Raw genomic sequence first — 24,402 nt, 5'->3', positions numbered from 1 at the left:
TCGGCTGATCTGCTTGCCGCCTATCTCCGGCGGCGGCCGGCTGCTAGAATTGACGGGTATACCCGGCTTGGAGCAGGCATGCAGATCACCATCACGCGTCCCGACGACTGGCACCTTCACCTGCGTGACGGCGCAGCCCTGGCCACCGTCCTGGCGCACAGCGCGCGCCAGTTTGCTCGTGCACTCGTCATGCCCAACCTGCGTCCGCCAGTCATTACCCTTGACGATGCGCGCGCCTATCGGCAGCGGATCATTGCAGCCTTGCCTGGCGGCATGCAGTTTGCGCCCTTGATGACTTTGTACCTGACCGACAACACGACGCCGGAGGAGATCGCGCGGGCGGCAGCAAGCGGCCTGGTTCACGGCATCAAGTTGTACCCTGCGGGAGCGACGACGAACTCGGATTCCGGCGTCACCGATGTTGGTCGTTGTGCCCGCGCCTTGGGCGAAATGGAGAAACGCGGTCTGCCGCTGCTCGTGCACGGTGAAGTCACCGATCCTGCGGTCGATGTCTTCGACCGCGAAGCCGCCTTCATCGAACGAATCCTGCAGCCCCTGATGCTGCGCTACCCCGGCCTCAAGGTGGTGCTTGAACACATCACGACGCGCACAGCAGTCGAATTCGTTCTTGCCGCCGGGGCCAACCTGGCTGCGACGATCACGGCACATCATCTGCTCTACAACCGTAACGCGATCTTCGCCGGCGGAATTCAGCCGCACTACTACTGTCTGCCCATCCTCAAGCGTGAGGTGCACCGTCAGGCGCTGTTGGCGGCGGCGGTTTCCGGCGGCGGCAAGTTTTTTCTCGGCACGGACTCGGCACCGCACGCGCGGACGAGCAAGGAGACGGCCTGCGGTTGCGCCGGGTGCTATACGGCCCATGCCGCCCTCGAACTCTACGCCGAGGCGTTTGATTCGGTGGGTGCGCTGGATCGCCTGGAAGCTTTCGCCAGCTTCAATGGTGCCGACTTCTACGGTCTGCCGCGCAACGCCGGCAGCGTCACGCTGCAGCGGGCGCCACTGGCGGTGCCGGAGGAATTCGTCTACGCCAATGGCGATCGTCTCGTTCCTTTGCGCGCGGGACAGGTGCTGCCTTGGCGCATGTGCTGATGAGTATGGCTGCCGGCGATAGTCCCGCGCTGCTTGGGGAGGCCCCGTAATGTTCGCGAAGAAACTGCTGCCGGCGCTCTGCCTGCCACTCGTGGTCGCCTGTTCGGACCAGCGTGCAGCCTTCGAAATTGGCGCGAACCAGCACTCGTTGACCCTGATCAGGGTGCAGAATTTCTGGGAGAAGACCGCCCGCTATTCGCTGGTCGCCGCCCGTATGCCCGATTGCATGCGTCGGCACGAGCTGGGCAGCGGCCCTGCCGAGAGCAAGCTCGAAGTTTACGCTCCGGGTAACAGCGCGTGGATCCTCAAGCAGGGAAAGCGCATGTTCGCGGTCGAGACGCGCACTTGTGAGGAATTTGCCAGACTGGAAAAAGAGCCTGACGACGGCCTGGGCCCTTTGCAGGGGACCTTTCAAATGAGCGCAGGCAACCTGGTCTTCGTCGCTGCGCCGGTGCGTGATGCTGCTGACAAAGGGGCGTCAGCCAATCCGCAGCGCTGATCGCGCCAACCCGCGTGGCCGGTCGGAAATCGGCCGCCATCGGCAGCACGGCGGTATAATCGGCCTGGGAAGTCGGTCAGGCAGCCGCTGGGCAAGAGGTGAAAACCTGGCGCCGAGAGGAAAGTCCGGGCTCCGCAGAGCAGGATGCCGGCTAACGGCCGGGCACCGTGAGGTGACGGAAAGTGCAACAGAAAACAAACCGCCGACGCCTCCGTTCGCATCGCCGACGGGGCGGGTAAGGGTGAAATGGCGAGGTAAGAGCTCACCGCGGCCGTGGTAACACGGACGGTACGGCAAACCCCATCTGGAGCAAGGCCAAATAGGGAAGCATGGGCGTGGCTCGCGCTGCTTCCGGGTAGGCTGCTTGAGCGTGCCGGTAACGGTACGCCTAGACGAATGGCTGTCCACGACAGAACCCGGCTTATCGACCGGCTTCCCCCCTCGATTCTCTGCACGCGGCGGCGCCTGGCCCTCGCCGCAAGCTAGTCGCACTCCCCCTGCAACTGCGCTGAAGGCGCGCCCAGAGCCCGCAACGGGTCCGGATAGCCAGCCGTAGACATGCGCTTATCTGGCAATATTCATAAAACACTTTAACTAGACCAATCTTGTTTCTGTTTTATAGGTTTTATGGCTTTCTCACCGCGTCCAAAAACAGCCTATAAGTCATTGTCGCCATTGAGATAATGACTCCCTTACCTCTTGCACTGGGGGAATCTTTGCCGTAAAGTGGAGATAAGTGGTAAAAAGTGGGGGTTTTACCCTCCCCGTCAAGAAGGCAAGGAAGAGCAGGTTCGATGTTTCAGGGTGCGGCTTCGTTAAGTCTGGATGCCAAGGGCAGGATCGCCATTCCCGCGCGCCATCGGGAAGCCCTGGCTGCGGCTGCCAACGGCCGGCTGATCGTCACTGCTCATCCGCATCGCTGCCTGCTGCTCTATCCCGAGCCGGCCTGGGAGCCGATTCGCGACAAGGTTCTGGCCGCCTCGAGCTTCAATGTGCAGTCGGCGGCGATCAAGCGCTTGTTGGTCGGGAACGCGCGCGAGGAAGAGATGGATGCGACCGGGCGTCTGCTGATCGCGCCGGAACTGCGCCATTTCGCGCAACTGGAAAGGTTGGTCTGGCTGGTCGGGCAGGGAAGTCACTTCGAGATTTGGTCGGATGCGGGCTGGCAACGGCAACAGGAAACGGTTCTTGCGCTGGAAGATCTGTCGCTGCCGCCGGGCCTCGAGGATCTGGCTCTCTGAGTTCTCCGGCGGAGCATCGGGCGGTGTTGCTGCACGAGGCAGTGGACGCGCTTGCCATCCGGCCGACGGGGACGTACGTGGACGGCACCTTCGGGGCGGGTGGCCACACTCGGGCGATCCTCCAGCGGCTGGCGCCGACGGGGCGGGTCTTGGCGTTCGATCAGGATCCGCGCGCGGTAGCTGCCGGGCGCGCGCTCACCGACGATCGTTTGACCGTGCTGCACGCGCGCTTCGGAGACTTGCGCGCCGTGCTGGGAATTGCAGGGATCGAGGTCGAGCCAGCGATTGACGGCGTGCTCCTCGACGTTGGCGTGTCGTCACCGCAGATCGACACGGCGGAGCGTGGCTTCAGCTTCCGCCATGATGCGCCGCTCGACATGCGGATGGATACGACGCGCGGTGAGACGGCGGCGCAGTGGCTGGCGCGGGCCGACGTCAGGGAGATCACGGAGGTCATTAGGAACTATGGTGAAGAACGGTTTGCTTTCCAGATTGCAAAGAAGATTGTGGCTGCTCGGCGAGAGCGGCCGCTGGCCACCACGGGTCAACTCGCCGCCCTCGTACGCGCGACCGTGTGGACCCGCGAGCCTGGGCAGGACGCGGCGACGCGTACCTTTCAGGCTGTACGGATTCATATCAATCAAGAGCTCGAACAGCTCGCGCTAGCGCTTCCCCAAGCCATGAGTGTTCTCAAGGACGGTGGGCGGCTGGTCGTCATCAGCTTCCACTCGCTCGAAGATCGGATCGTCAAGCGCTTCATGCGTGCTGAGGCGCTGCCCGACGTGCAGTCGAGGAAGCTGCCCCTGCGCGCTGATCAGCTGCCGGCAGCGCGGCTGCGTCTGGTCGGCAAGGCGGTACGTCCGAGCGCCGATGAACTGACGGCAAATCCGCGCGCGCGCAGTGCGGTGATGCGGGTAGCCGAGAGGCTGGCGCGCAAGGTGGCTTGAGATGCTGCGGCTGAATATTCTCCTCGTGCTGGCAGCCGTGCTTTGCAGTCTCGGTGTGGTGACCTCGCAACACAAGGCGCGCAAGCTCTTCCAGCTTCTCGAGGCCGAGCAGGAGCGCGAGCGCAAGCTCGAGGGGGAGTTCAGGGACTTCCAGATCGAACTGTCGACCTGGGCGACGGCGACGCGAATCGAAAAGGTTGCGCGTGAGAAGTTGAAGATGCGCACGCCGGAAGCGGCGCATGTGCTCACCGCGACGCCGAGCGGAGGGAGTGCCCGATGAAAGGTTTCAGAGGAACGGTGGCGCACCGCTTTACCGAAAGCCCGCTTCTGCAGTTGCGTCTTCCTGCCTGGCGCTCGCGTCTGATCGCCGTGCTGATCCTGAGTTCGTTTGCCGTGCTGATCGGACGTGCCTTCTACCTGCAGGTGCTGAACAACGACTTTCTGCAGGAGAAGGGCGAGTCGCGCTATCGGCGCGACATCGAAATCAGCGCCTCGCGCGGTCGCATCGCTGACCGGCATGGCGACGTTCTCGCCATCTCGACGCCGATGAAGTCGATCTGGGCGATGCCGTCAGACGCCACGCTGACCCCCGAGCAGACTCGGCAACTGGCCGCGCTGCTCGAGACGGATCCTGCACAACTGGCGCGCAAACTCGACACCGACAAGGCCTTCGTCTTCCTGCGGCGGCAGATCCCGCCGATGGTTGCCGACCAGGTGGCCGCGCTGAAGCTGCCCGGGATCGGTCAGGACAAGGAATACCGCCGCTTCTACCCGACCGGCGACATGACGGCGCACATGGTTGGCTTCACCGGGGTCGACGACAAGGGCCTGGAAGGCGTCGAGCTGGCTTTTCATGGTCAGTTGCTGGGCCAGCCGGGCAGTCGCAGCGTGATCAAGGACAGGCGCGGGCAGATCGTCGAGGATGTCGGGTCGATCAAGCCGCCGCGCGACGGCAAGGACATCCGGCTGGCGCTCGACTCCAAGATCCAGTACGTCGCTTACAGTCACCTGAAGCAGGCGATTGCCGAGAACAACGCCAAGGCTGGCGGTATCGTCGTGCTCGACGCGCGCACCGGCGAGATTCTGGCGCTCGCCAACTGGCCGACCTACAACCCGAACAACCGCGAGAAGCTCTCCGGCAGCCAGTTGCGCAATCGCGCGGTGACCGACACCTTCGAACCCGGCTCGACGCTCAAACCGTTTACGATCGCGCTGGCGCTCGACGCCGGCAAGGTCCGCTTCGATACGATCATCAACTGTGCGCCCGGGCGGTTGACGATTGGCAGCGCGACGATTGCCGACGCGCATCCGCATGGCGCGCTGACGGTTGCCCAGGTCATTCAGAAATCGTCCAACGTCGGGGCGGCCAAGATCGCCGCGACGATGCCGGCGCAGAAGATGTGGCAGATGTTCGACGATGTCGGCTTCGGGCAGATTCCGCGCCTCGGTTTTCCCGGCGAAGTCAGCGGGCGGGTTCGTCCGTGGAAGAGCTGGCGCCCGATCGAGCAGGCGACGATGTCCTATGGTCACGGCATTTCGGTGTCGCTGATTCAGTTGGCGCGAGCCTATTCGGTCTTCGCGCGCGATGGCGATCTCGTTCCCTTGTCGCTGACCCGGATCGACGGCGCGGCCGCGCAGGGGGCTACGGTGTTCAGCCGACAAACAGCGCGCGACGTGCGCGCCATGCTGGAAATGGCCGTGCAGACCGGAGGAACCGCGCCGAAAGCGCAGATTCCAGGCTATCGCGTCGCCGGCAAGACGGGCACCGCGCACAAGCTCGAAGGCGGTCGCTACGCGCGCAAGTACGTCTCGTCCTTCGTCGGTTTTGCGCCGGTTTCCGATCCGCGCTTGATCGTCGCGGTGATGATCGACGAACCGTCGAGTGGAAAACACTACGGGGGCGACGTTGCCGCACCGGTTTTTGCGTCGGTGATGAGCAATTCCTTGCGCACCCTCGGGGTGGCCCCGGATCTGCCGCTGGTCGTTGCCCAGAGTCCGAAGTCGCCGACGGTGAAGGCCAAATTGTGAGCCGCCAGAGTACTGCGCTGCCACCCGCGACGCTTGCCACAACGCTGCTCGCCCGCTTGGCCGAGGCCGGCGTCCTGCCGACGGGGGTCGCCGACGACAGCCGTCAAGTCAGGCCGGGAGACCTCTTTCTCGCCTATCCCGGCGCGACCGCCGACGGACGCCGCCACATTCCAGATGCCATCGTGCGCGGCGCGTGTGCCGTCGTCTGGGAGGCGGAGGCGGGCGCCAGTCCGGCTTTCGCCTGGCAACCCGAGTGGACGCTGGCGAACTTTCCGGTAAGCCAGGTGCGCCAGCTTTGCGGACCGCTGGCGCATGCCGTTTACGGGCATCCGAGCGAACGCCTGTCGCTGGTTGCGGTGACTGGCACGAACGGAAAGACCAGTGTAACGAACTGGATCTCGGCCGCCCATCCGCGCCGCTGTGCGGTGATCGGTACGCTCGGTGCAGGCTTGCCCGGTGAACTCGTCGAAACCGGCTTCACCACGCCGGAAGCCACGACCTTGATGCGCTGCCTGGCGGGCTTTGTCGAGCGGGAGGTCGATGCCTGCGCGCTGGAAGCCAGTTCGATCGGTATCGCCGAAGGGCGCCTCGACGGGGTGCGGATCGACATCGCGGTGTTCACCAACTTGTCACGCGATCACCTCGATTACCACGCGTCGATGCTCACCTATGCGCAGGAAAAGGCGAGACTGTTCGCCTGGCCGCGCCTGCGCCTCGCCGTCTGCAACCTGGACGATCCACTGGGCCGTGAACTAGCTGCGTCGACGACGGCCAGCAAGGTGGTCGGCTACACGCAGTGCGCGATGGCCGACAGCCGGCCGGGAACGATCCGGGCCGAGAACGTCGAGGAGACGGTCAATGGCCTGCGTTTTCGCCTCTGCGCACCGCAGGGGCGGGCGACGGTGGAGAGCGGCCTGCTCGGCCGCTTCAACGTCTCCAATCTGCTCGCCGTGGCCGCGGTCCTGTTCGACGCCGGTCTCGCGGCCAGCGAGGTTGCCGCGCGCCTAGGCGGTTTGGCTGCGCCGGCTGGCCGGATGGAAAAGCTCGGTGGCGATAATGAGCCGCTGGTCGTGGTCGACTACGCGCATACCCCGGATGCCCTGGCGAATGCCTTGCAGGCGCTGCGTCCGGTGGCGCAGGCGCGCGGTGCAGGTCTGGTCGTCGTCTTTGGTTGCGGTGGTGATCGCGACCGGGGAAAACGGCCTCTGATGGGCGAGGTTGCCGTGCGCGCAGCGGATCGCGTCGTGCTGACCAGCGACAATCCGCGCAGCGAAGACGAGCAGGCGGTCATCGCAGACATTCGCGTCGGCGCGCCGTCGGCCGAGGTGATCGCCGATCGTCGGCAGGCGATTCACCGGACGATTCTGAGCGCGCATCCGGCCGATGTCGTTCTGCTTGCCGGCAAGGGGCACGAGCCTTATCAGGAAACGGCCGGCGTACGGCGACCGTTCTCTGATCGGCAAGAGGCGTGGGCAGCGCTGGGGGCGCGTCGGGAGATGGCTCAATGAGCGAAATGATGGACCTTCAGGCGGCTGCACGGGCGACCGCGGGGCGCCTGCAGGGCGACAACCTGAGCTTCACCGGCGTGTCGACGGATAGCCGGACGCTGAACAGCGGCGAGCTTTTCGTCGCCCTGCGCGGCGACAATTTCGACGGCCACGATTATCTGGCGGCCGCCCAGGCGCGTGGCGCAGTGGCTGCCATCGTCGCCGCCGATGCGGCCGTGGCGAGCCAGGTGGGCGGCTTGCCGACGATAGAGGTGGCCGATACGCGCCTGTCGCTGGGTGCACTGGCGGCCGAATGGCGTAGTCGCTTCGTGCTGCCGCTGATCGCAGTCACCGGCAGCAACGGCAAGACGACGACCAAGGAAATGATTGCCAGCATTCTGCAGGCGGCACATCCGGATGCCGTCCTGGCGACCCGCGGCAACTACAACAATGACATCGGGCTGCCGCTGACACTGCTCACGCTGAACTCGGCGCACCGGGCGGCGATCGTCGAAATGGGCATGAATCATCCGGGCGAAATCGCTTATCTGGCCGGTATCGCGCGTCCGACCGTCGCGCTGATCACCAATGCCCAGCGCGCTCACCTGGCCGGCATGGGGACGCTGGAAGCGATTGCAACGGAGAAGGGCAGCATCTTCTCGGGTCTCGACGAAAGCGGAATCGCCGTCTTCAATGCCGATGATCCGTGGGCCGATCTGTGGCGTCGTCAGAGCCGCGGACTGGGCGTGCTCACCTTCGGTTTCAGTCGGCCGGCCGACGTTGGTGGCCGCTTCCGTCTGCATGGCCTGGAGACTCGTCTCAGCGTCCAGGTGCCGGATGGCCCGGTGCTCGAAGTCGAGCTTGCGCTGGCTGGCCAGCACAACGCGCGCAATGCCCTGGCGGCCGCGGCGGCGTGTCTGGCAGCCGGCGTTTCACCCGACGCGGTGCAGCGCGGTCTGGCGGCCTTCCGCGGTCTGCGCGGTCGCTTGCAGCAGCGTCCGGCGCGGCACGGTGCGCTTCTCATCGACGACACGTACAACGCCAACCCCGATTCAGTGCGCGCGGCCATCGATGTGTTGGCGGCGACCGTCGGCAGGAAGGTGCTGGTCCTCGGCGACATGGGAGAGATCGGCGAGATGAGTGCACAGTTTCACGACGAAATTGGCGGCTATGCGAAGAGCCAGGGAATCGATCGCCTGTTCGCGCTCGGCGAAGCGAGCACGCTTGCCGCCCACAACTTCGGTCACGGCGGAGCGCACTTCTCCGAGCTCGAGCTCCTGATCGAAGCGCTTAACGGCGAGCTTGCTCCGGGCACCACCGTTCTCGTCAAAGGCTCGCGTTTCATGCGCATGGAGCGCGTGGCGAATGCGATCAGCGACGACGTTCAGCGAGGGCAGGCGTAATGCTCCTTCTTCTCGCTCAGTGGTTGGCGCAGGAAGTCCGCGTCTTCAACGTCTTCGGCTACATCACGCTGCGCACCGTGCTGGCCGCGATGACTGCTTTGATCATTTCGTTCATTGCCGGGCCACCGGTGATTCGCTGGCTGGCGGCAAAGAAGATCGGCCAGGCAGTTCGTCTCGACGGCCCGGAGACCCACCTCGTCAAGTCGGGGACGCCGACGATGGGCGGCGCGCTGATCCTCATCGCGATCAGCATCACCACTCTGCTCTGGGGCGACCTGAGCAACCGCTACGTCTGGGTCGTTCTTCTGGTCAGCATCGGCTTCGGCGGAATCGGCTGGTACGACGACTGGCAGAAGGTCGTGCACCGCAACCCACGCGGGTTGCCGGCGCGCTGGAAGTATTTCTGGCAATCGACGATCGGCCTTCTGGTTGCCCTCTACCTCGGCCTGACGGCGAGTGGGCCGGCTCAACTCGAACTGATCGTGCCGTTCTTCAAGACCGTTTCGTATCCGCTTGGCGTCATCGGCTTCATCGTCCTCAGCTATCTGGTCATCGTCGGAACCAGCAACGCGGTCAATCTCACCGACGGCCTTGACGGACTGGCGATCATGCCGGCGGTCATGATCGCCGCGGCGCTGGCGATCTTCGCCTACGTTGCCGGTCATTCGGTCTACGCGCGCTATCTCTTCCTGCCGTACATCCCCGGTGCTGGCGAGCTGGCCATCTTTCTCGGCGCGATGGCGGGTGCCGGGCTCGGTTTTCTCTGGTTCAACGCGTATCCGGCAGAAGTTTTCATGGGTGATGTGGGTGCGCTGGCGATCGGCGCGGCGCTCGGCACGGTGGCGATCATCGTGCGCCAGGAAATCGTCCTGGCGATCATGGGCGGGATTTTCGTCGCCGAGACGCTGTCCGTCGCGGCGCAGGTGCTCTACTACAAATACAGCGGGGGCCGGCGGATCTTCCGCATGGCGCCGCTGCACCATCATTTCGAGCTCGGCGGCTGGAAGGAGACGCAGGTCGTCGTCCGCTTCTGGATCATCACGATCATGCTTGTTCTGCTCGGTCTGTCCACCTTGAAGTTGCGCTGACATGGAACTTCGGGGCAAGCGGGTTCTGGTCATCGGGCTCGGCGAAAGCGGGCTGGCGATGGCCCGTTGGCTGGTCAGGCAGGCTGCCGATGTGCGCGTTGCCGACAGCCGCGTGCTGCCGCCGAACCATCAGCAGTTGCGCCGCGACTTGCCCGGCGTTGCCCTGTTCTGCGGCCCATTCGCCGCGCCGGCTTTCGCCGATGTCGATCTGATCGCGATCTCGCCGGGTGTTGCCGTGCAGGAGCCGGCGATTCAGCAGGCAATGGCGCGCGGTGTGCCGCTGGTGTCGGAGATTGAACTCTTCGCCTGGAATCTGCAGCGCGCGGCGCCGCGGCCACAGATCATTGCGATCACCGGCAGCAACGGCAAGACGACGACCACCGCCCTGACCGGCGCCCTATGTCGGGCGGCCGGGCGGCGCGTGGCGGTTGCCGGCAATATCGGTCCGGCGGTGCTTGACGCGCTGATCGAGGCGCTCGACGAGCCGCGTCTGCCCGAGTTGTGGGTGCTCGAACTGTCGAGCTTTCAGCTTGACACGACCTACACGCTGAACGCCGACGCGGCAACGCTCCTCAACGTCAGCGAGGATCACCTGGACCGCTATGCCGGCCTGGACGACTACGCGGCGAGCAAGTTGCGCGTCTTTCAGGGTGCGGGAGTGATGGTCCTCAATCGCGACGACCCGCGCAGTCTGGCGGCGCGCCTGGCTGGCCGGCGGGTGATCACTTTCGGCTGCGACCCGGCGCCGGGCAGCGAGGACTACGGCCTGCACGCCGGCTGGATCGTGCGCGGTGATGAAAAGCTGGTCCGGCTCGCCGACCTGCGTCTGGTGGGCCGGCACAATGCGGCGAACGCGATGGCTGCCCTGGCGCTTTGTGCGGCGGTCGGCATCGACGGGCGCTCGGTCTTGCCTGCCCTGGCGAGCTTTGGCGGCTTGCCGCACCGGGTCGAGAAAGTGGCGGAAATCGGCGGCGTCGCCTACTTTGACGACTCCAAGGGGACCAATGTTGGGGCAACGCAGGCGGCCATCGAGGGCCTGGGGCGGCCGGTGGTGATCATCCTGGGCGGCGATGGCAAGGGCCAGGACTTCAGCGGTCTGCGCCAGGCGGTCGCCGTGCATGCGCGGGCGGTTGCCCTGATTGGTCGCGACGCGCCGCTGATCGCCGCCGCCCTCGACGGTTGCGGCGTTCCCCTGCAGTCGTGCGCCGACATGCGCGACGCAGTCGTCTGGTGCGCGGCACAGGCGCAGCGCGGCGACGCCGTCCTGCTTTCGCCGGCCTGCGCGAGCATGGACATGTACCGCAACTACGCGCACCGCGCGGCCGCCTTCGTCGCCGCCGTTGATCTGCTGGAAAGGGGTGCAGCCTGATGTTGCGTACGCTTGAAGGACCCCGTCGTCTTCCCTCGGAGATCGACCTCGCCTTGCTCTGGAGCACGCTGCTGCTCCTCCTGATCGGCATGGTGATGGTCTATTCTGCGTCGATGGCGACGGCCGAGGCAGGGCGCCAGACGGGCAATCAGCCGGCCTATTTTCTTGTCCGGCACGGGGTTTTCCTGATCATCGGGCTGGTCGCCGCAGCGGTGGCGTTTCAGGTGCCCTTGTCCGCCTGGCAGCAGTGGGCGCCCTGGCTCTTCGTCGCCGGTTTCCTGCTGCTCGCGCTGGTGCTTATTCCGGGGGTCGGGCGCGAGGTCAACGGCGCTCGTCGGTGGCTGCCGCTGGGTATCGTCAATCTGCAGCCGTCCGAACTGATGAAGCTGTTTGCCGTCCTGTACACGGCCGACTACACGGTGCGCAAGATGCCGCACATGCATGACCTCAGGAAGGCGTTTCTGCCGATGGCCGGCGCGATGGTTGCCGTCGGCATCCTTCTCCTCAAGGAACCCGACTTCGGTGCTTTCGTGGTGATCATCGTCATCGCGATGTCGATTCTCTTCCTGGGTGGCATGCGCGCGCGCCTCTTCGTTGGCTTGATCGTCGTCCTGGGGGTGGCATTTGCCGCCTTGATCATCTTCTCGCCCTATCGCCGCGATCGAATTTTCGGCTTCATGGATCCCTGGGCCGACGCTTTCGGGCGCGGCTATCAGCTCTCGCATGCGCTGATCGCCTTCGGGCGGGGCGAGGTCCTCGGCGTCGGACTGGGGGCAAGCATCGAGAAGTTGTTCTACCTGCCCGAGGCGCATACGGACTTCCTGCTTGCGGTCATTGCTGAGGAACTGGGCTTCGTCGGCGTGTTGACCGTGATCCTCCTCTTCGCCCTGGTCATCCAGCGGGCGTTTGCGATTGGCCGGCAGTCGGTCGCGCTCGATCGCCTGTACTCGGCGCTCGTCGCGCAGGGTGTGGGTATCTGGCTGGGCGTGCAGGCGTTCATCAACATGGGCGTAAATACCGGCTTGCTGCCGACCAAAGGTTTGACGCTGCCGCTGATGAGTTTCGGTGGTTCGGGGATTCTGGCCAACTGCGTGGCGCTCGCCGTTCTGCTCAGGATCGACTGGGAGAACCGCCAACTGATGCGCGGAGCCAAGCTGTGAGGACGCTCCCGGTGCGTCGGTCGACGACACCCGCTGCGTGCGTGGCGTGCCGGAGGTCGGCATGAACCGGACGCTGCTGGTCATGGCCGGCGGTACCGGCGGACACGTCTTTCCGGGCCTGGCGGTGGCCGACCTGTTGCGCAGCCGAGACTGGAAGGTGGTCTGGATGGGCGCCCCCGGCAGCATGGAGGCAAAGCTCGTACCGGCGCGCGGCTACGAGATGGCCTGGGTACGCTTCACTGCGCTGCGTGGCAAGGGCTTGCCGCGCAAGCTGCTGCTTCCTTTCCGCCTGTTCGCTGCCTGCTGGCAGGCCGCTTGCGCGCTGCGCCGAGTACGGCCGGATATCGTTCTCGGCATGGGCGGCTACGTCAGCTTTCCGGGCGGTCTGATGGCCGCGCTGTTGGGCTATCCGCTGCTCATCCACGAACAGAACTCGATCGCCGGCCTGGCCAATCGCGTCCTCGCCCGGCTTGCCCGGCGGGTTGCCTGTGGATTTCCTGGCGCACTGCCCAACAGCGTCTGGGTGGGCAATCCGCTGCGGCCCGAGATGACCGGCCTGCCGGAGCCGGCCGAGCGCCTCGCCGAGCACTCGCCGCCCTTGCATCTGCTCGTCCTCGGCGGCAGCCAGGGTGCGATCGCGCTGAACGAGATGCTTCCCAAGGGCCTGGCCTTGCTGTCGGCAGACGAGCGTCCGACGGTAGTGCACCAGGCCGGCGAGAAGCACCTGGCGCAGCTCGAGGAAAACTATGCTGCGGCCGGTGTACGGGCGCACTGTGCCGCCTTTATCGACGACATGGCGGGCGCCTACGCCTGGGCCGATCTGGTCATCTGTCGTGCGGGCGCGCTGACCGTGGCCGAACTCGCGGCGACTGGCGTGGCCAGCGTTCTCGTGCCGTACCCGCACGCGGTGGACGATCATCAGACGACCAATGCCGAGTTTCTGGTGCAGGCTGGCGGTGCGCTGCTCGTGCCGCAGGAGCGATTGACGCCGGAGTCGATTGCTCAGTGCTGTCGCCATTCGCGCAGCCGCCTGACCGAAATGGCAATCCGCGCGCGCGCGGTGGCCAAGCCGGAGGCCACCGCGGAACTGGCCGCGCTCTGTGAGGAACTTGCCAAGTGAAACATAAGGTCAAGCATATCCATTTCGTTGGTATCGGTGGCGCCGGAATGAGCGGCATTGCCGAAGTCCTGGCCAATCTGGGGTTTGTCGTCAGCGGCTCCGATCTGAACGAGAACTCGACCACCCGGCGGCTGGCCGGACTCGGCGTGCGCACCTTCGTCGGACACACCGCCGAAAACATCAGCGGTGCCGATGCGGTGGTCGTGTCCACCGCCGTGCAGGCCGACAACCCAGAGGTGCTGGCAGCGCGCGGGCGCCATCTGCCGGTCGTTCCGCGCGCCCAGATGCTGGCCGAGCTGATGCGCCTCAAGCAGGGGATCGCGGTCGCCGGGACGCACGGCAAGACGACGACGACCAGTCTGGTCGCCTCCATCCTCGGCCAGGGCGGGATGGACCCGACCTTCGTCATCGGTGGCCGGCTGAACGCCGCCGGGGCGAATGCCCGGCTTGGCTCGGGCGATTTTCTCGTTGCCGAAGCGGACGAGTCCGACGCTTCCTTCCTGTTTCTCTCCCCGGTGATCTCGGTGGTGACCAACATCGACGCCGACCACATGGAGACCTACGGGCACGACTTCAACCGCCTGAAACAGGCCTTCGTCGATTTTCTCCAGCGCTTGCCGTTCTACGGCGTTGCCGTGCTGTGCGCCGACGATGCCAATGTCAGGGCGGTCATGCCGCAGGTGGCGAAACAGATCGTGAGCTATGGCCTGAGCGCCTCGGCCAACGTCTACGCCGAGAACGTCGTCGCCGATGCCGGCCGGATGTGCTTCGACTGCGTGCGGGTGAATGGGACGGTCAGCCGCTTGCCGATCACGCTCAACCTGCCGGGACGACACAACGTGCTGAACGCCCTGGCGGCGATTGCCGTAGCCAGCGAACTGGGGGTGAGCGACGACGCGATCGCCACGGCGCTGCGCGATTTTCGCGGCGTCGGCCGGCGTTTCCAGCGCTACGGCGAACTGGCCTTGCCCGGTGGCGGGCGATGCACGCTGGTCGACGACTACGGACACCATCCGGCCGAAATGAAAGCCACGCTGGCGGCGGCGCGCGGTGCTTTTCCCGGGCGTCGCCTGCTGCTCGCTTTTCAGCCGCACCGCTACACCCGGACGCGCGACTGCTTCGAGGATTTCGTGCAGGTTCTCAGCGGCGTCGACGCGCTCGTTCTGACCGAGGTCTATCCGGCTGGCGAGCAGCCCATCGTCGCCGCTGACGGCCGCGCTCTGGCGCGCGCGCTGCGCGTCGCAGGCAAGGTCGAACCGGTTTTCGTCGACCAGATCGGCGATCTGCCGCAAGCGATTCTGGACACCGCGCGCGCTGGCGATGTGGTGATGACGATGGGCGCCGGTTCGATCGGCGGGGTTGCCGGCAAACTCGTTGCCGATTAGGATGAGACGATGAACGCCACCGACTTTGGAAAGGTTGCCGTGCTGTTCGGCGGACGCTCGGCCGAGCGTCCGGTATCGCTGGTCAGCGGGGCGCGCGTCCTGGCGGCGCTGCAGCGTCAGGGGGTCGACGCGCAGGCTTTCGACCCGGCGACCGACAAACTGGACGCCTTGAGCGCCTATGACCGCGTCTTCATTGCCCTGCATGGACGTTACGGCGAAGATGGCACGATCCAGGGCGTACTCGAGCTGATGGGAATTCCGTATACCGGCAGCGGCGTTCTCGCATCGGCGCTCGGCATCGACAAGTGGCGTACGAAGACGCTCTGGCGCGCGGCCGGCTTGCCCGTGCCGGACTACGTCCTGCTCGACGAGGCAAGCGACTACGCCGAGGTCGAGCGGCAACTGGGTTTGCCGCTTTTCGTCAAGCCCGCCAACGAAGGCTCGTCGATCGGCATCAGCAAGGTCAGGCAGTCGGGTGAGCTTGCTGCTGCCTACGCGCAGGCAGCAAGGCATGACACGGTCGTGATTGCCGAGCGGGCGATCCTGGGCGGCGAGTATACTGCGGCCATTGTCGGCGATCAGGCGCTGCCGATCATCAAGATCGAACCGCAGGGTGAGTTCTACGATTACGACGCCAAGTACCTGCGCGACGACACCGCCTACCTGTGTCCGTGCGGGCTATCGGCCGAGCGCGAAAGCGAACTGCGCCGGCAGGCGCTGGAGGCTTTCCGGGTGCTTGGTGGACGTGGCTGGGGGCGGGTCGATTTCCTGCTCGACGAGAAGGGGGGCGACGGTCGGCAGGCGGCGTACTTTCTCGAAGTCAACACCTCGCCCGGCATGACCGACCATTCACTGGTGCCAATGGCCGCGCGCGCGGCCGGCATGAGCTACGAGCAACTGGTTCTGCGCGTTCTCGCGCTTGCTACTGTCGGATGAATGATGTGGCACAAACCGGGTCTGCTGAAGGCTGTCGCCGACTTGCTCTTCCTTCTCGGCGGAGCGGCGCTGCTGTTCGCCGCGATCGTCTGGGGGGCGCCGCGTCTGACCCTGTTTCCGCTCGAAGAAATCGCCGTGGCGCACGAGTTGCAGGAGGTTCAGCGCAGCGAAGTCGAGCAGTCGCTCGCCGATGTGATGCGCGGCAACTTCTTTACCGTCAATGTCGACGCCTTGCGCCTGGCGCTCGAAGAGTTGGCGTGGGTGCGCCGCGCCGAGGTCTGGCGCAAGTGGCCGGGACGCGTCGAAGTGCGGATCGAGGAACATCAGGTCGCAGCGCTCTGGGGCAATCAGCCGGGGCAACTGGTGAATACCTACGGCGAGGTGTTTGCCGCCGAACTGTCGCGTGCGCAGAGTCTGCCTCGGCTGAGCGGGCCGCTTGGCGCGTCGGCGGAACTTCTGCGCCGGCACGACGAGTTCGCCGAGATCCTGCAGCCGATCGGGCGGCAGCCGGCCGAAGTGCTGCTTTCGCCACGTCTGGCTTGGCTGCTCAAGCTGGAGGACGGCCTGCTGGTCGAACTGGGACGCGAACAGGCCAAGGCGCCGATCCGCGTGCGGCTGCAACGTTTCGTCGACTACTATGCAACGATCACCAACTCCGGGCAGGCGCGGCCGGTGGCGGTTGATATGCGTTATCCGAATGGTTTCGCACTGCGCTTTGCTGCCAGTGCCGGTCAGGATGTCAAAGGAAAGAAATGAGCAGGGATAGCAAGGATCTGATCGTCGGACTCGATATCGGTACCTCGAAGATCGTCGCGCTGGTTGCCGAACTCACTGCGGAAGGCCGGGTGAACGTGATCGGCATGGGGTCGCAGGAATCGAAAGGCCTGAAGAAGGGCGTCGTGGTCAACATCGAGGAGACCGTGGCGACCATTTCGCGTGTGCTGCAGGAAGTCGAACTGATGGCCGACTGCAAGGTACGCGATGTCTACACCGGAATTGCCGGCAGCCACATCCGCAGCTTCAATTCGAACGGCATGGTCGCGATCAAGGACAAGGAAGTCACCCCGATGGACGTCGAGCGGGTGATCGAGACGGCGCGCGCGATGCCGATTCCGGCCGACCAGGAGATCCTCCACATCCTGACGCAGGAGTTCATCATCGACGACCAGGATGGCATTCGCGAGCCGATCGGCATGAGCGGCTTTCGTCTGGAAGTGAAAGTGCATATCGTGACCGGAGCGGTTTCCGCGGCGCAGAACATCGTCAAGTGCGTCCGGCGCTGTGGTCTGGAGGTCAACGACCTGGTGCTGCAGCCACTCGCTTCGAGCCGCGCCGTGCTCTCCGAGGACGAAAAGGATCTCGGCATCTGTCTGATCGACATCGGCGGCGGAACGACTGATCTGGCGGTGTGGACGCAGGGCGCGATCCGCTATACCTCGGTCATCCCGATCGCCGGCGACCAGATCACCAACGATATCGCGATGGCACTGCGCACGCCGACGCGCGAGGCGGAGGACATCAAGCGGTCGCACGGTTGTGCGTTGGCGCACCTGGCCGATCCGGACGATGTGCTCGACGTCGCCGGTGTCGACGACCGCCCCTCGCGCAAGCTGTCGCGGCGCGCCCTGGCCGATGTCATCCAGCCGCGTGTCGAGGAGTTGTTCGAACTGATCCAGGCCGAACTGCGGCGCTCCGGTTTCGAAGATGTCCTGTCCTCGGGAATCGTCCTGACCGGCGGTGCCGCGGTGATGCCCGGGATGATCGAACTCGGCGAAGAGATTTTCCACATGCCGGTTCGCCTGGGTGTGCCGAAGTACCAGGGAGCGCTCGCCGATGTCGTGCAGAGTCCGCGCTTTGCCACTGCCTGCGGTCTGCTGCTGGAGGCGCAGACGCAGCGCAAACGTGGCCTCAAGGTGCGCGAGACGCGCGACGTGAAGCAGGTTTTTGGGCGCATGAAGTCCTGGTTCGAAAAGAACTTCTAGGCGCCGGCGGGCAGAAAAAGAAGCAGCCAGCAATCAGTAGCATTCCATCAGTATCACGCTTTTTGCAGAGGAGGCGTTAATGTTTGAAATCATCGACAAGGAAGAAAGAGGCGGCGAGCCGGACACCGTGATCAAGGTCATCGGCATCGGTGGCGCCGGTGGCAATGCAGTTGATCACATGATCCGCGAAGGGGTCAATGGCGTTGACTTCATTGCCGCCAATACCGATTCGCAAGCGCTCGGCCGGAGCATTGCTCTGCGCAAGCTGCAACTGGGCAAGACCGGGCTGGGCGCTGGTGCCAAACCGGAAGCCGGGCGCAGCGCTGCGCTCGAGGAGCGCGAGGCGATTGCCGAGTCGCTGCGCGGCGCGCACATGGTCTTCATCACCGCCGGCATGGGCGGCGGCACGGGCACCGGCGCGGCACCGATCGTTGCCGAAGTGGCGCGCGAACTTGGCGTGTTGACCGTCGCCGTGGTGACCAAACCCTTCGGCTTCGAGGGCAAGCGCCTGAAAGTGGCGGAAGCCGGAATCGGCGAGTTGCAAAAGCACGTCGACTCGCTGATCGTCATTCTCAACGACCGCCTGATGGATGTCCTCGGCGACGACGTGTCGATGGACGAAGCATTCAAGGCAGCCGACAACGTCTTGCGCAATGCGGTCGGCGGGATCGCCGAGATCATCAATTTCCCGGGCCTGGTCAACGTCGACTTCGAAGACGTGCGTACGGTGATGGGCGAGATGGGAATGGCGATGATGGGATCGGCCAATGCCGCCGGCGTCGATCGCGCACGCATTGCCGCCGAACGTGCCGTTGCCTCGCCCTTGCTGGAAGGCGTCAACCTGTCGGGGGCGAAAGGCGTCCTGGTCAACATCACGGCAACGCGTTCCTTGAAGATGAAGGAAGTCAACGAAGTGATGAACACGGTGCGCAATTTTGCCGCCGACGATGCGCACATCATCTTCGGAGCGGTCTACGACGAAAGCATGGGCGAGGATATCCGGGTGACCGTCGTCGCCACCGGTCTCGGCCAGCCGCAGGTCAGGCGGCAGAACTTCGAGGTGATCAATTCGACGATCGCGCAGGCGACGGGCACCGATGGACGTTTCGCCCACGGTCACAACATCGACTATTCGACGCTCGACCAGGTTCCGGCGATTGTCCGCAAGGGCCGCAACGCGACCGTTGAAGCGCTGGCCAACAGCGGCGTAGACCGTTACGACATTCCGGCGTTTCTCCGCAAGCAGGCGGACTGAGCCTGCCCGACAACAACTCCTCTGCCGAGTCGACGGTTTCCAGACCCCTGCCGGGTGTGCTAGAATCCGTCGATTCAAGCGTTTTTTCAGGCACATGTTAAAGCAACGCACGCTCAGGTCGATGGTTCGCGCGGCGGGTGTCGGTCTGCATTCCGGGGTCAAGGTCAATATGAGCCTGCGGCCGGCGGCAGCCAACACCGGCGTCGTCTTTCGCCGGATCGATCTCGACCCGGTGGTAGACCTGCCGGCGTCGGCCCTGCTCGTCGGCGATACGCGCATGTGTTCGTCGCTGGAACGTAACGGCGTCAAGGTGGGGACGATCGAGCACCTGATGTCGGCGCTGGCTGGGCTGGGCATCGACAACGTCTTCGTTGACCTGGATGCGCCGGAACTGCCGATCCTCGACGGTTCGGCGTCGCCCTTCGTCTTTCTGATCCAGTCGGCCGGCATCGAGGAACAGCCGGTCGCCAAGCAGTTCATTCGCGTTACGCGGCCGCTGGCAGTCAGCGAAAAGGATGCCTCCGGCGAGAAGTGGGCGCGCTTCGAACCCTACGATGGTTTTCGTCTGTCGTTTTCGATCGGTTTCAACCACCCCGCGATCGATCGCACCGGGCAGTCGGTGACGATTGATTTTGCTGACCATTCGTATGTCCGCGAGGTTGCCCGAGCGCGTACCTTCGGTTTCATGCAGGAGGTTGAGTGGTTGCGCGAGAACGGCCTGGCGCAGGGCGGCGGGCTGGACAACGCGGTCGTGCTCGACGAATACCGCGTGCTCAACGCCGATGGCCTGCGTTACAGCGATGAGTTCGTCAAGCACAAGGTGCTCGACGCGATCGGTGACCTCTACCTGCTCGGCCATCCCTTGCTGGCTTCCTTCATCGCGCACAAGTCCGGACACGCGCTGAACAATGCGCTGGCGCGCGAATTGCTGGCGCATCCCGAGGCGTGGGAATACGTCAGCTTCGAGGACCAGGAACTGGCACCGCTCGCTGTTTCGCGCTGGCTCGCCTTGCCGGCGCATTGATCCGCTGCCCGACGGCATGTGGTTGCTCCGCTTGCTGGGTGTCCTGAGCGCGATTACCGTTGCTGCCGGCGTCGTCCTGTACGTCTGCACCGGCGACCGCCGCTACGGCCAGTTCGCCTGGCTGATCTTCCGCTACTCGCTGCTCATTGCGCTCCTCGTCTTTGCCCTGCTGATCCTCGAACGGGTGGCGGTCATTCCCGTGTAGCTGCGCGCGCGAGCAACCGCTCGATCGCCGCGCCCAAGGCGCAAGGCGGCAGCGTCTCGCGCAGCCGTGCCAACTCCCCTCTGGTCTGCGCGCTCAGCGGTTTCTGCTCCGGCTGCCGTTCCGGCTGGGCCAGGCTTGCGCTCGTCCGCACCTTGACTTCGATCTTGCTGCAGGGGACGCCGGACTGCGCGAAACTGTCGAGCAGGCTGGGCAGCATCTGGCGCAGTTTGCCCGCGACAGCGCCGCTCTCGGCGTGGATCACCACGCTTCCCGCCTTGAGGTTGGCCAGACGACTTGCCTGCGCCAGGTGGGCCGGTACGAGCGCGCGGTAGATTTCAGCCAGCCGGAGCAGCAGGGCTGCGTGTGCGAGCAACTTGCCAGCACCTGCTTCGTCCGCCTGCAGATAGTCGTACGGCGTGCGCGCCATCAGATACTTGGCACAAGCCGGGCGCTGCAGCCGGCGGCCTCTGCGCTGCCTGGCGTAGGCGCCGGGACGCGTTCATAGACGACGAAGTCGAAAGCGGCCTCCGGGCGTGTCTGGCCTTTGTCCGCCGCGGCTGACGTTGCGCCGGCAACGCGCGACACCTGACGCCACTCGTTGGCCGGCAGCTGCGGGAAAAAGGTGTCGCCCGGCGCCTCGGCAGCGACCTCCGTCAGGTAGATGCGGCTGGCCAGCGGCAGTGCCTGGCAGTACAACTCGCCGCCGCCGATGACGAAGACATCGGTGCTGCAGTCCGCAAGAGCGATCGCCTGGTCGAGCGAGTGTGCAAGCAGCGCGCCGTCCGCGCGATAGGCGGCGTTTCGGCTGACGACGATGTTGCGCCTGCCCGGCAGCGGACGAAAAGCCGGCGGGAGCGACTCCCAGGTCTTTCTCCCCATGATCACCGACTTGCCGCTCGTCGTCTGCCGGAAATGGCGCATATCCTCGGCGCAACGCCAGAGCAGTTGGCCGTTGCCGCCGATGGCGCGATTTCGCATCAGGGCAGCGATCAGGCAGAGCATGCCGACGGCCGCGCGTGGCCCACGCGGCGAGTGACAGCGCCGTGCTCAGACGGCGATCGGCGCCGCGATATGCGGGTGGGGATCGTAGCCTTCAAGCGTGAAGTCCTCGTAACGGAAAGCGAAGAGGTCGTCGACCGCCGGGTTCAGCCGCATCGTCGGCAGCGGACGCGGTGTGCGGCTCAACTGCAGGCGGGCCTGCGCACAGTGGTTGTCGTAGAGGTGCGCGTCGCCGAAGGTGTGAATGAACTCGCCGGGCTGGTAACCGCACACCTGTGCCAGCATCAGCGTGAGCAGCGCGTAGGAAGCGATGTTGAACGGGACGCCGAGGAAGATGTCGGCGCTGCGCTGATAGAGCTGACAGGAGAGCAGGCGCGGCGCATCCGGTGTTGGCGCCGGCGCTACGTAGAGCTGAAACAGCGCATGGCAAGGAGGCAGCGCCATCCGGTCTACATCGGCCGGATTCCAGGCGGAGACCAGATGGCGGCGCGAATCCGGATTGTTCCGCAGACCGTCGACCAGGCGCGCGATCTGGTCGATCTGTCGCCCATCAGGGGCGCTCCAGGAGCGCCACTGATGGCCGTACACCGGCCCCAGCTCGCCCGCCTGATCGGCCCATTCGTCCCAGATGCGAACGCCGTTCTGCTGCAGCGAGCGGACGTTCGTTTCCCCGCGGAGAAACCAGAGCAGCTCGTGAATGATCGAGCGCAGGTGCAGCTTCTTTGTCGTAAGCAGCGGAAACCCGGCAGCGAGATCGAAGCGCATCTGCCAGCCGAAAAGCGAGCGCGTGCCGGTTCCAGTACGGTCGGCTTTGGCCGCTCCCCGTTCGAGGACCTGGCGCATCAGGTCGAGGTATTGCTGCATGGCGGATTACTCGCGTCCGCCAGGACAGCCCGCTTGCCCGGGCGTCAGCGGCGATCTTCGGCGGTGCATCGGCAGCGCCCGTCGCGAGCGGTCTGGTCAGCCTCGCCCATCAGCTCGGTTCCTGCGTGAACTTGTTGGAAAAGCGTGCGCCGGCGGCCTTGATTCCCCAGATCAGCTCGACCAGCGCCGGGTTGTTGATCAAGGGCTCGCCGCCCAGAACGAGGCAGTAATCGGTGCGGTCGACCCAGAACGGTACGAAGGACGTTGTCGGCATGAGCATCGCGATATCCTCGTGGAAGGACGTCATGTAGCTCGCACCGCGCCAGCCGCGCAGGCGTTGACGGCGGGCGAACTCGGAAAAGTCGGCGGCTGCCGCGCAGAGCGTTTCCGCTTCATCGTCGGCATAGCCGATCTGGCCGACGCAGAAACCCCCAGTCGCAGCGAGCGCTGCCTTCCGTTCGCCGGAAAGACCGCCGATGATATGCGACAGGAAGCTGTCCAGCTTGACGTCGGGCGCCGGCAGGCTGCGGTGGACGCGCTGCAGCCAGCCGGCTGCCAGACCTTCGCCGAGCAGCTTCCGATGTGCCGGCGAACGCCGGAGCCAAGCGTCGACGCTCGGCAGCGCTTCGGCCGAGAGGATCGTCTGCAGCCTTGTCTGCGTCGCGTCGGGTTCCGCTTGCGAGAACGCAAAAAGCGCGCCACGTGGCGTCAAGGCCACCCGCGCGCCGGCCAGCGGGTCGGCGGATGTGCTGGGCGAGGTGGTGGTCTCAGACATTCTGCTGCCGTATTGGCCCGGGCATGGCCGCGCATGCAAGTGGCGGTGAAAGAACGGGTGAAGTCGACATTTGTGGGCGTTCCCAGGCAGACACCAAGGTTTACAAAAGTGCAACCATGCGAAGGCAGAGCCTTGTCCTGCAACGAGAAAAACTAGAAAAGCTTGTCCAGCAAGGATCTGAATAATCCTGTCCGACGCGCAGCCGCGCGCTCCGGGTCTCGCTTGCTTCTGCTTGCCGCTTCGCTGCTTGCCGACGAACTGGTTTGCAGAACGGTCGCAACGCCGGACAGGATGGTGCAGGCGACGAAAAGCGTGACGAGGTTCGGATCGTACTTCGAGAACGCCCGCTTCAAGCCGGAGAGCGACTGTGGCTGTCGCATGCACACCTGCGACAGTTGGGAAAAAAGATCAGGCATCTTGTGCAGGCGGGCAAAGTTCGGAAAGCGATGGACCTGGAAATGCAGATCCCCGACCGAGACCGGCGGGCTTTGTTCGAAAGTGGTGAAGACCAGCGACCACATGAACGCGTCGAGCGAGCGCGGCCCATCGCCGCGGCGGCCAAACAGGCGTGCCGCGCGGTCGTGCGCATGCTCCTCCTGAAGCTGGTGCACCTGCACGATCTGCAACATCATTTCATGCTGGGTCAGCCGCTTGCGAAAGGCAGTCGAGATGTTCGAAGCGACCCAGTTCTCGGCCGGGAAGAAGACGGCGCCGGTACGTGTCGTGATGCGCAGTTCACTCGGCGATCTGCGCATCACAATATTGCAGATCAGATTCAGATACGGATTGCGCGCAATGTCGGGGCAGGCGGCGAGGAGCGCCGAATACGCGTTCTCGTCAAGCGAGTAGCCGGTAATCGAAAATGCGCTGGCTCGCCGGTCGCTTCGCACCAGCGGATGCGGTGGAACCACCGGCGCACTGTAACGCCCATCGCTTTCGTCGGGCGTCATCGCCATGAACTCGAAGGCACTGGCAGCGCCCGCGGTCGTCTTCGGCGTGGCTCGCCCGACCGGATCATTGGGTATCGTCAACTCGTCCGGCCAACGCTGGCGATGCGCTCGCGTGTGCGCGCTGGCCAGCGCTTCACCCGCGTAGTCGTCTGCTTCGAGCGCCGAGTCCAGGTCGTCGATGCTGCGCTCAGCACTGCGCGGGGCTCGCCGGTCGGCTGCTTCGGCTGCCGTCGAGGTGATCGGCTCGTCCGCCGATTCGCTCGCATTCGGCTGCAGCACCTCCGCGCCTGGCGGCAGTTCGGGCTCCGGTTGTTCGTCACCCAGCAGGCGGTCGGTGATCGTTGCCGTTTCTTCCCTGACCTCGTCATTGGCCGTGAAGCGCGCTGCATCGCCGCCATCGCCGCCAGGAGGTACGCTGGCTTCGTCCTGGACCGCCGCTTCCTCGCGCACCGGCGACACCGGCGATACCGCCGATACCGGCGATGCCGGCGCCGGCGCAACCGGCGGCAAGTCGGTCGGTGCCGGATCGGGTTGATCGTAGGTTTCCTCAGCGGCGATCTGTGCTTCCGCCTCAG

The 24,402-nt window shown here is 65.0% G+C and carries 23 protein-coding genes, 1 other RNA gene and 1 pseudogene; 20 read left to right on the top strand and 5 right to left on the bottom strand.

Annotated elements, in window-relative coordinates; all coding sequences use genetic code 11:
* Window positions 1-78 precede the first annotated feature (78 nt).
* The 20 genes from pyrC (at window position 79) to RKP46_RS02635 (ending at window position 20,239) form a co-directional block, all read left to right on the top strand.
* Window positions 79-1,110, top strand: coding sequence for a dihydroorotase (pyrC, locus tag RKP46_RS02730; protein ID WP_311105200.1), 1,032 nt, complete (start codon window positions 79-81; stop codon window positions 1,108-1,110).
* 49 nt (window positions 1,111-1,159) lie between these two features.
* Window positions 1,160-1,609: a hypothetical protein gene (locus RKP46_RS02725; protein WP_311105199.1), complete on the top strand. Its 450-nt coding sequence runs from the start codon at window positions 1,160-1,162 to the stop codon at window positions 1,607-1,609.
* A 68-nt stretch (window positions 1,610-1,677) separates the two neighbouring features.
* Window positions 1,678-2,049, top strand: an RNA gene (gene rnpB / locus RKP46_RS02720) — RNase P RNA component class A.
* A gap of 354 nt (window positions 2,050-2,403) precedes the next feature.
* A complete protein-coding gene (gene mraZ, locus RKP46_RS02715; RefSeq protein WP_311105198.1) occupies window positions 2,404-2,850 on the top strand; it encodes a division/cell wall cluster transcriptional repressor MraZ in 447 nt (148 codons plus the stop codon).
* The gene (rsmH, locus tag RKP46_RS02710; protein ID WP_311105217.1) at window positions 2,847-3,797 is read left to right on the top strand and encodes a 16S rRNA (cytosine(1402)-N(4))-methyltransferase RsmH; all 951 of its coding nucleotides are present in this window, start codon (window positions 2,847-2,849) and stop codon (window positions 3,795-3,797) included. The genes mraZ and rsmH overlap by 4 nt, the downstream gene beginning before the upstream one ends.
* A 1-nt stretch (window position 3,798) precedes the next feature.
* The gene (ftsL, locus tag RKP46_RS02705) at window positions 3,799-4,077 is read left to right on the top strand and encodes a cell division protein FtsL (RefSeq protein ID WP_311105197.1); all 279 of its coding nucleotides are present in this window, start codon (window positions 3,799-3,801) and stop codon (window positions 4,075-4,077) included.
* Complete coding sequence (locus tag RKP46_RS02700; protein WP_311105196.1) at window positions 4,074-5,825, top strand: penicillin-binding protein 2; 1,752 nt, start codon at window positions 4,074-4,076, stop codon at window positions 5,823-5,825. The genes ftsL and RKP46_RS02700 overlap by 4 nt, the downstream gene beginning before the upstream one ends.
* Window positions 5,822-7,333: a UDP-N-acetylmuramoyl-L-alanyl-D-glutamate--2,6-diaminopimelate ligase gene (locus tag RKP46_RS02695; protein ID WP_311105195.1), complete on the top strand. Its 1,512-nt coding sequence runs from the start codon at window positions 5,822-5,824 to the stop codon at window positions 7,331-7,333. Before RKP46_RS02700 ends, RKP46_RS02695 begins: the two co-directional genes overlap by 4 nt.
* Before the next feature lie 5 nt (window positions 7,334-7,338).
* Window positions 7,339-8,715 (top strand): UDP-N-acetylmuramoyl-tripeptide--D-alanyl-D-alanine ligase, encoded by a 1,377-nt coding sequence (murF, locus tag RKP46_RS02690; protein WP_311105216.1) that lies wholly within the window; start codon window positions 7,339-7,341, stop codon window positions 8,713-8,715.
* A complete protein-coding gene (mraY, locus tag RKP46_RS02685; RefSeq protein ID WP_300327419.1) occupies window positions 8,715-9,803 on the top strand; it encodes a phospho-N-acetylmuramoyl-pentapeptide-transferase in 1,089 nt (362 codons plus the stop codon). Before murF ends, mraY begins: the two co-directional genes overlap by 1 nt.
* A 1-nt stretch (window position 9,804) precedes the next feature.
* Entirely contained in the window at window positions 9,805-11,172 is a 1,368-nt protein-coding gene (gene murD, locus RKP46_RS02680; RefSeq protein WP_311105194.1) for a UDP-N-acetylmuramoyl-L-alanine--D-glutamate ligase, read from the top strand.
* On the top strand, window positions 11,172-12,332 hold the full coding sequence (gene ftsW, locus RKP46_RS02675) for a putative lipid II flippase FtsW (RefSeq protein ID WP_311105193.1): 1,161 nt from the start codon (window positions 11,172-11,174) through the stop codon (window positions 12,330-12,332). Before murD ends, ftsW begins: the two co-directional genes overlap by 1 nt.
* Before the next feature lie 61 nt (window positions 12,333-12,393).
* A complete protein-coding gene (murG, locus tag RKP46_RS02670; protein WP_311105192.1) occupies window positions 12,394-13,452 on the top strand; it encodes an undecaprenyldiphospho-muramoylpentapeptide beta-N-acetylglucosaminyltransferase in 1,059 nt (352 codons plus the stop codon).
* On the top strand, window positions 13,449-14,837 hold the full coding sequence (gene murC, locus RKP46_RS02665; RefSeq protein ID WP_311105191.1) for a UDP-N-acetylmuramate--L-alanine ligase: 1,389 nt from the start codon (window positions 13,449-13,451) through the stop codon (window positions 14,835-14,837). The genes murG and murC overlap by 4 nt, the downstream gene beginning before the upstream one ends.
* 9 nt (window positions 14,838-14,846) lie before the next feature.
* Window positions 14,847-15,773 (top strand): D-alanine--D-alanine ligase, encoded by a 927-nt coding sequence (locus RKP46_RS02660; RefSeq protein ID WP_311105190.1) that lies wholly within the window; start codon window positions 14,847-14,849, stop codon window positions 15,771-15,773.
* Window positions 15,774-16,529: a cell division protein FtsQ/DivIB gene (locus RKP46_RS02655; protein WP_311105189.1), complete on the top strand. Its 756-nt coding sequence runs from the start codon at window positions 15,774-15,776 to the stop codon at window positions 16,527-16,529.
* Window positions 16,526-17,755: a cell division protein FtsA gene (ftsA, locus tag RKP46_RS02650; RefSeq protein WP_311105188.1), complete on the top strand. Its 1,230-nt coding sequence runs from the start codon at window positions 16,526-16,528 to the stop codon at window positions 17,753-17,755. The genes RKP46_RS02655 and ftsA overlap by 4 nt, the downstream gene beginning before the upstream one ends.
* A gap of 79 nt (window positions 17,756-17,834) precedes the next feature.
* Window positions 17,835-19,010, top strand: coding sequence for a cell division protein FtsZ (gene ftsZ / locus RKP46_RS02645; RefSeq protein ID WP_311105187.1), 1,176 nt, complete (start codon window positions 17,835-17,837; stop codon window positions 19,008-19,010).
* A 94-nt stretch (window positions 19,011-19,104) separates the two neighbouring features.
* Window positions 19,105-20,034, top strand: a complete 930-nt coding sequence (lpxC, locus tag RKP46_RS02640; protein WP_311105186.1) for a UDP-3-O-acyl-N-acetylglucosamine deacetylase — start codon at window positions 19,105-19,107, stop codon at window positions 20,032-20,034.
* Between the two features lie 16 nt (window positions 20,035-20,050).
* Window positions 20,051-20,239, top strand: a complete 189-nt coding sequence (locus RKP46_RS02635) for a hypothetical protein (RefSeq protein ID WP_311105185.1) — start codon at window positions 20,051-20,053, stop codon at window positions 20,237-20,239.
* Here the strand turns inward: RKP46_RS02635 and RKP46_RS02630 are convergent.
* The 5 genes and pseudogenes from RKP46_RS02630 to RKP46_RS02610 form a co-directional block, all read right to left on the bottom strand.
* Window positions 20,226-20,666: a DciA family protein gene (locus RKP46_RS02630; protein ID WP_311105184.1), complete on the bottom strand. Its 441-nt coding sequence runs from the start codon at window positions 20,664-20,666 to the stop codon at window positions 20,226-20,228. The two genes, RKP46_RS02635 and RKP46_RS02630, sit on opposite strands and share 14 nt — an antisense overlap.
* On the bottom strand, window positions 20,666-21,241 hold the full coding sequence (locus RKP46_RS02625) for a dihydrofolate reductase (protein ID WP_311105183.1): 576 nt from the start codon (window positions 21,239-21,241) through the stop codon (window positions 20,666-20,668). The genes RKP46_RS02630 and RKP46_RS02625 overlap by 1 nt, the downstream gene beginning before the upstream one ends.
* 45 nt (window positions 21,242-21,286) lie before the next feature.
* On the bottom strand, window positions 21,287-22,102 hold the full coding sequence (locus RKP46_RS02620) for a thymidylate synthase (protein WP_311105182.1): 816 nt from the start codon (window positions 22,100-22,102) through the stop codon (window positions 21,287-21,289).
* 109 nt (window positions 22,103-22,211) lie between these two features.
* On the bottom strand, window positions 22,212-22,877 hold the full coding sequence (locus RKP46_RS02615; RefSeq protein WP_311105181.1) for a hypothetical protein: 666 nt from the start codon (window positions 22,875-22,877) through the stop codon (window positions 22,212-22,214).
* A 152-nt stretch (window positions 22,878-23,029) separates the two neighbouring features.
* Window positions 23,030-24,402, bottom strand: a pseudogene (locus tag RKP46_RS02610) (hypothetical protein); the annotation flags it as partial.

Source organism: Accumulibacter sp., from assembly GCF_031732815.1.
GTDB lineage: Bacteria > Pseudomonadota > Gammaproteobacteria > Burkholderiales > Rhodocyclaceae > Accumulibacter.
Note: the sequence above shows the minus strand (reverse complement) of the source record. Positions and strands in the feature narration are given on the sequence as shown.

What these genes read in the sequence shown, in the direction of transcription:
- pyrC (WP_311105200.1), top strand. Translation starts at nt 79, where the DNA reads ATGCAGATCACCATCACGCGTCCCGACGACTGGCACCTTCACCTGCGT.
- RKP46_RS02725 (WP_311105199.1), top strand. Translation starts at nt 1,160, where the DNA reads ATGTTCGCGAAGAAACTGCTGCCGGCGCTCTGCCTGCCACTCGTGGTC.
- mraZ (WP_311105198.1), top strand. Translation starts at nt 2,404, where the DNA reads ATGTTTCAGGGTGCGGCTTCGTTAAGTCTGGATGCCAAGGGCAGGATC.
- ftsL (WP_311105197.1), top strand. Translation starts at nt 3,799, where the DNA reads ATGCTGCGGCTGAATATTCTCCTCGTGCTGGCAGCCGTGCTTTGCAGT.
- RKP46_RS02700 (WP_311105196.1), top strand. Translation starts at nt 4,074, where the DNA reads ATGAAAGGTTTCAGAGGAACGGTGGCGCACCGCTTTACCGAAAGCCCG.
- murF (WP_311105216.1), top strand. Translation starts at nt 7,339, where the DNA reads ATGATGGACCTTCAGGCGGCTGCACGGGCGACCGCGGGGCGCCTGCAG.
- mraY (WP_300327419.1), top strand. Translation starts at nt 8,715, where the DNA reads ATGCTCCTTCTTCTCGCTCAGTGGTTGGCGCAGGAAGTCCGCGTCTTC.
- murD (WP_311105194.1), top strand. Translation starts at nt 9,805, where the DNA reads ATGGAACTTCGGGGCAAGCGGGTTCTGGTCATCGGGCTCGGCGAAAGC.
- ftsW (WP_311105193.1), top strand. Translation starts at nt 11,172, where the DNA reads ATGTTGCGTACGCTTGAAGGACCCCGTCGTCTTCCCTCGGAGATCGAC.
- murG (WP_311105192.1), top strand. Translation starts at nt 12,394, where the DNA reads ATGAACCGGACGCTGCTGGTCATGGCCGGCGGTACCGGCGGACACGTC.
- RKP46_RS02660 (WP_311105190.1), top strand. Translation starts at nt 14,847, where the DNA reads ATGAACGCCACCGACTTTGGAAAGGTTGCCGTGCTGTTCGGCGGACGC.
- RKP46_RS02655 (WP_311105189.1), top strand. Translation starts at nt 15,774, where the DNA reads ATGATGTGGCACAAACCGGGTCTGCTGAAGGCTGTCGCCGACTTGCTC.
- ftsA (WP_311105188.1), top strand. Translation starts at nt 16,526, where the DNA reads ATGAGCAGGGATAGCAAGGATCTGATCGTCGGACTCGATATCGGTACC.
- ftsZ (WP_311105187.1), top strand. Translation starts at nt 17,835, where the DNA reads ATGTTTGAAATCATCGACAAGGAAGAAAGAGGCGGCGAGCCGGACACC.
- lpxC (WP_311105186.1), top strand. Translation starts at nt 19,105, where the DNA reads ATGTTAAAGCAACGCACGCTCAGGTCGATGGTTCGCGCGGCGGGTGTC.
- RKP46_RS02635 (WP_311105185.1), top strand. Translation starts at nt 20,051, where the DNA reads ATGTGGTTGCTCCGCTTGCTGGGTGTCCTGAGCGCGATTACCGTTGCT.
- RKP46_RS02630 (WP_311105184.1), bottom strand. Translation starts at nt 20,666, where the DNA reads ATGGCGCGCACGCCGTACGACTATCTGCAGGCGGACGAAGCAGGTGCT.
- RKP46_RS02625 (WP_311105183.1), bottom strand. Translation starts at nt 21,241, where the DNA reads ATGCTCTGCCTGATCGCTGCCCTGATGCGAAATCGCGCCATCGGCGGC.
- RKP46_RS02620 (WP_311105182.1), bottom strand. Translation starts at nt 22,102, where the DNA reads ATGCAGCAATACCTCGACCTGATGCGCCAGGTCCTCGAACGGGGAGCG.
- RKP46_RS02615 (WP_311105181.1), bottom strand. Translation starts at nt 22,877, where the DNA reads ATGTCTGAGACCACCACCTCGCCCAGCACATCCGCCGACCCGCTGGCC.